Annotated in this window: 3 protein-coding genes and 1 pseudogene; 3 read left to right on the top strand and 1 reads right to left on the bottom strand. The window is 58.8% G+C overall.

All coding sequences use genetic code 11. The features are described from left to right. Positions 1 to 271: 271 nt before the first annotated feature. The 3 genes from G5S38_RS15070 to G5S38_RS15060 all read left to right on the top strand — a co-directional run bounded on the left by G5S38_RS15070 (position 272) and on the right by G5S38_RS15060 (position 4415). Positions 272 to 769: a hypothetical protein gene (locus tag G5S38_RS15070; RefSeq protein WP_165070381.1), complete on the top strand. Its 498-nt coding sequence runs from the start codon at positions 272 to 274 to the stop codon at positions 767 to 769. 834 nt (positions 770 to 1603) lie between these two features. Beyond that, positions 1604 to 3979 carry a hypothetical protein gene (locus G5S38_RS15065; protein WP_165070379.1) on the top strand — a complete coding sequence of 792 codons (2376 nt, stop codon included), beginning with the start codon at positions 1604 to 1606 and terminating at the stop codon, positions 3977 to 3979. A gap of 19 nt (positions 3980 to 3998) precedes the next feature. After that, positions 3999 to 4415, top strand: a complete 417-nt coding sequence (locus tag G5S38_RS15060) for a hypothetical protein (RefSeq protein ID WP_165070377.1) — start codon at positions 3999 to 4001, stop codon at positions 4413 to 4415. A 410-nt stretch (positions 4416 to 4825) separates the two neighbouring features. Here G5S38_RS15060 and G5S38_RS15055 read toward each other — a convergent pair. Continuing rightward, positions 4826 to 5104: pseudogene (locus G5S38_RS15055) on the bottom strand (hypothetical protein); the annotation flags it as partial. Positions 5105 to 5195: the final 91 nt, after the last annotated feature.

Raw genomic sequence — 5195 nt, 5'->3', positions numbered from 1 at the left:
GCGGTCATCGTGATGATGCCTTTCGAGTCGAGGTAAGAGACTTCTCGAAGGATCACACGGTGACCGCGTCCACGTCTTCACGACGAGCCGGGCCACCGCGGCTACACCACTATGCGGGACTCAACTGTCTACCGGTCGCTGGCCGTCAACCTTCGTCTCATGCACCAGCCAGATTCTGACCGCGGTCGGAGTTGCACGAGGATCACTGTCGCATAAGCGACACCGTGGCGCCGTCGGTGGAGATGACGGTAGGGGTTTGTAGTCTTCGGATATGAAAAAAGTGGATCCATCGATTCAAGCGAGACGTGTTCGATTTGATCGCGTTCGTCTTCTCAACGATGAGTTGGACACGCTTGGGACAGATGCGACCGCTCGAACCAGCGGCGTAGCCAACAAAGCATCGTTCCTCGCGGTATCCGCGGGGGTATTACTCACCGCTGCGACCGCTCAATTGTGGAAGTCCGCGCCCGCGCTCGGTGTAGTCGCACTAGCTTTAGCGTGCGCCGCCCTCGGCTGCGCCGCCATTGCGCTCAGGCCCGGGAGACGCCCGGGGATTGAGGCCCGCCGCCTCGTTGATCGACACCTAGACTCTGACCATAGTGCTGCAGCTATCGAGGTCGAGCTGGTGAAAGACAAGGCCAGTGTGCTCACAGCCATTGAGACGGATATTCTTGATCGAGGACTATGGGTATGGGCCGGTTTTGGCACCATTGCTTTCTCGGCAATTTCGCTAGCTTTTGTATTCGGTATCGAACTCTTCGGAGGATAAATCATTGGGACGACCAGACTTCGATTCGACCGCGTCAGATGAACAGCCGTCTGACATAACGGACGACGGCACATCGATCGGAACCGTGAGCTTCGGTGCGGACAGCGGCTCTGATGACAACCTTGGCCTGTTGACCCACAGCGACGACACCCTCCTCGGAGTGGCTTACGGAGCTCAGAAGGAGGATGCGGATGGCGCGCCCGGAGTTTGACGAATCCGCACCAGATGACGGCAGCGGCGATATGCCGGCAGAAACCAACGTCGGGATGCTCCATAACGGCCCGATCCCGGGGGTCGTGAACCGAGGTGTCAGCAAATAACTGGTGGTGGTGCCACTAGCAATGAGCAGGTGGCTCGTTCAGCTGCCCAACACTGCCTCAGGCTCACAGGTTCACAGGTTGCGAGGACGACCACCGCTTTGGTGCAACCCGGTCCGACTGTGTGGAGCTTCGCAAGGCGTGAAACCTGATCAGGTTGATCGGGTGTTACAACGAGGTGCCGCGTCGGGTCATCATGGGTTCTTTGATGGTTCCGACCAAATGCGGGTCGTGACGCACCGTCATCCAGCCTCAGCTGCCAACGCTATTGCTTTCGGCTGAGGAGGCTGCGAGCGGTCGGGCGCCGTGCACGGCGCCGGGACCCCTAATTGCCCCGCTTGGGGGAGTACCACGCACAAAACTTGGTAGATAGTTTCATCTCAAACCCCTCCAAGACGGTCGGCGTTCGCTCGACTCGTCGAGTTCTTATTGCACGCGAGTTGCCGCGTGCTGAGGGGGAGACAAAATGTCTACTACTGCCCTTGCGCTTAGGACCACTTGGCGGACCGTTCTGACAATGGTCGCGTTGTTCGCCCTCGTAGCGGGAATGCTGACAGTGCAGGCGGCTCCTGCCCGAGCTGAGACTGCCGCGACGGGTAGCGGTGGCCTGTTCGTCCCAGTTCAGGGCCGCGCCTACGCGAGCGCGAATCCTGGTGGATCGAAGATGGCCCCTAACGCCTGGCGGCCAGTGCAGATACTGGGTGTCGCGGGTATCCCGGCCACCGGTGTCTCTGCGGTACAGGTCACGTTGACGGCGAACAACCACGACGTCCCAGGTAAATTGTTCATCGACAAAACTGGCGTTGCCACCCCGAACAACACAATCCCGTCCCTCGTCTACACCGACACGACGATGACGGGCACGACCATCGTTCCCATCGGATCCGACGGGCGCATTCAGATCATGGCAACTGCTGTGACCGACATCATCGTCGATGTCCAGGGCTATTACACGTCCGGCAACACCGCTGCGGGTGGGTACGTCCCGATCAGTCAAACCAGTCTGAATACGGTTCCTGCCGGGGCCATCGGGGCTGGGCAGACGATGACGTTTGGAGTGGGCAAGGGATCCGTCATCCCCGCCAACGCGTCAGCCGTAGTGCTGAACGTCATCGAGTTTGCTCAAGACACCACCGCTAATGGCTGGCTGAACATTTTTCCCGCGAACTCCGGCGCGGACGGGCGGTCGCAGTTCAACTGGCCTGCCGGTGACAACCACGTGTGGACTACCACTGTGAACTTGCCGGCTTCCTCCAACGGCAACGTGACCATTGCAATGGGCCCCCGCGGCTCGGTGACCATTGCTGCTGCCGTCATTGGTTACTACACAGCCACGTCCGATTCGCCGACGGCCGGGGCGTTCGTACCCAGCCGGGCAACAGTCGCAAACACGCGTTCGTCGAGTACGCCGCTTGCCCCATCAGAGACACGCGTTATAAAAATCGCTGGTGTTAACGGAGTCCCAGCGGTTGGGTCCGGGATATCCTCGGTCGCCACCAACATTGAGCTGTACCCAACATCAGCCGGCCACGAAGAGACCTACCCCTCTGATGGACAGCCTGGGCTGACCCAACAAGCGTTCATGGCAAATGAACCAAAGACCGCGTTCTCGATCACGAAACTAGGCCCTGACGGGGCCGTCAAGATTCGGAACGGTTCGGGCGGCCCGCTCCACATCGTGGTCAACATCGAAGGCTGGTTCATCAGCCCTGTCGAACCAGGTATTTCCTGCAGCTACGGTAACGGGTCCGAAACTGCGGCCATCCCGTCAACCATCACATGGTGCACAGTTACGGGCCCCGTAGCTCCGAGCGCTGGGTACCAACTCGTGACGTATGCGAACTACAACGTTGAGTCGGTTGCACTGAGCCAATCGAGCACCGCGTCCAAGATGGTGGCCATTGCGCCGGAAGGAAGGATGCACACCATCACGGCGCAAACCCGAACCGCTGACGACGACGTTGTGGCCGAGTCGACCTACAGTTTCCGACTGGGTGGAGCGTGGAACACCCAGGAGATGGTCCCGTCACCCGCCATGGGTGAAATAGCACCCCTCAATACTAGATTGGCCATATCGCCAAGGAACGATGTTCTCCCCGAGAATGTGCTCGTCCGCTACACGCTGCGGGCAGGCACCCCCAGCTCGGAACCGATCATCAGAACTGAATGGCTTACGGGAGCACTCGAGTACGAACTCAGTTCAGATGTCATGGCCGTGGGCCAAACCTATTTCTGGTCTGCGGAGATACAAGGAACACCTGTCGGGGCGACAATGCCCACGACCATCACAACGCCTACCTGGTCGTTCTCCACAGATGAGAGTGTCGTCATCACGGTGCTGGGTGAACTCAACCTCCCCGCCAACGCCACCGTTCAAGCGTCCGACTTGGAGTCACTCAATGTCCCTGAACTGACCCTTGCACAAGCACAGATTGAGATTGAAGGTGGCGACATCTCCTTCGACCCAACCCTCCCGGCGCCATCATCGACACCAGAACAACTCGAACTGACACCAGCCGCGGCCGGGCCTTACGACGTACTGCATTCGTGGCGCAGTAAAGACGGAAAGACGGTCTTGATGCGGCGCGAGGCTGTCAGGAAAACTATTGAACACAACCTCGACAAGAATGTCACGAGGCGTGTGACGCAATCAGCGACGAAAATCCTCGGCGCCGGTTCTACTACAAATCAGAATTATTTCCTAAACGCGAATAATATCCAGTGTTACGTCTGGGGGTGCGTAATCAAGCAGGCCGTATCAGTGAAAGCCCTTGTTGATTACCGGAGAGCGGGATCCCCCGGGCAAACGTTTGGGGTGGTGACTACCTATTGCGACACTCCAGGCAAAAGCAGGATATGCCCCAACTATGTCAAGAACGCCTTGAATAAATGACCCTGGGGGCACAAACAACATGTTGATCGAAGCCTCCGATGCCTCACGAGCGGTTCTCGCTGCCTCCAATCGTGTTGCGTGGTCCTTCAGGGTCCTCGACCTAGAGGTCGACGGCGACAAACTTGAAATGCTGATCGAGGGCAAGAGGGGCGGCGTGGCTTGGATGTCAATTCTCGAAGTGGGTAGAGGGGAGCGCCAGTATTGGTTGTATGCGGAACCAAATGACGCGGACGACTGGGCTGTGCAGCTCTTGAATTGGATAGACGAAGAGGTGATAACGGGCGGTCTCGGCCCCGGGCGGTTTCGGCGAGTCGTCGCTGACCGCTCGTACGTGCAGGCTGAGACCTACGGGTGGCGCATGTTCAATGCGGCTGAACACGCTCGATTGTCATCTCAGACGCCTCCTCACACGATGTGGCCCGGAACCGCGAAGTAGCGTCACGCACGGTGCGACCGAATCAGGCCGTGACAGCCGCATCGCATCTGAGCTCATAGCCAGCAGCGCGCCGGTCAAGTGGCCTAGTAGCGACGGGGTGTCTCGAACTGCCGGACCAAGGCACGAAAAATGAGGACTACAACGGCCTCAGCTCTGGCCGCGGCAAAGACGTGGTCGTGCAGCTTGTCCGAGAGTTCGCAGCTGAGGGGTACCCCGCTAAGCCACGAGTCGTGGCTGCGCGCGTATTTCGCGGTCGGAGGAAGTTTCCGTCACGCCGATTCGATTGCGCAACTCGTTACAGGGTTGAAGGCAGGGAAAACATACCGCGTAACGAAACCCTATAGAGAAGGTATCGTCAAGATCCTGCGCGACCAGCTAGCGGATGACGCTCAGATGACCGCAGAGTAGGTCTACATCCGGTAGTAGATTTCTGGCTCGAAGTTCGGCTTCCATCCTTGGTTCTTCGGGTGCGTGGACAGCCACCGGGCCAGCTCCCTAAGTGCGTCATTAAGATCCTCGAGCAGCGCCACCTGGCGATGCACGTAGGTCTTGTCCGTGATATTGGTGCGTAGGGCGTGGGCCGGCTTCTGGCGTGCCTGACGAATCTCTCGCAGCGGTCGCATCAGATCCTTCACGTCGGCTGGGTCGATTCCCAGTTGAGTCCCGCATAGTGGTGTAGCCGCGGTGGCCCGGCTCGTCGTGAAGACGTGGACGCGGTCACCGTGTGATCCTTCGAGAAGTCTCTTACCTCGACTCGAAAGGCATCATCACGATGACCGC

The sequence above is a fragment of the Marisediminicola senii genome, assembly GCF_011057645.1.
In the GTDB taxonomy this organism is placed as follows: Bacteria; Actinomycetota; Actinomycetes; order Actinomycetales; family Microbacteriaceae; genus Marisediminicola; species Marisediminicola senii.
Note: the sequence above shows the minus strand (reverse complement) of the source record. Positions and strands in the feature narration are given on the sequence as shown.